The sequence below is a fragment of the Gilvimarinus sp. 1_MG-2023 genome, from assembly GCF_030548285.1.
Genome location: NZ_JAUOSC010001966.1, coordinates 1 through 228 on the forward strand (window position 1 = coordinate 1; position 228 = coordinate 228).

Sequence of the window (228 nt, forward strand, 5' to 3'; positions counted from 1 at the left end):
GCAGAAATTAGTACCATCACTCTCGGTGCAGTAGCGGCCGCAGCTTTCTACACTCAGGGTGCCGTACTCTGTGTCATTGCGCTGGGGATGACAATCGGGGTGTATGGTATGGTGGCGGGCATTGTCAAAATTGACGACGCGTGCTTATATTTATCGAACAGTAAATTTAAATTTCAACAGAGCTTTGGTAGTGCGCTACTGGTTGCGGCCCCCTTGCTCATGAAGTTT

1 protein-coding gene is annotated in these 228 nt (G+C 49.1%); it reads left to right on the forward strand.

The window, feature by feature from the left end; translation table 11 throughout:
• A partial coding sequence (locus tag Q4563_RS23520; RefSeq protein WP_303606267.1) for a DUF808 family protein occupies positions 1–228 on the forward strand: 228 nt, incomplete at both ends.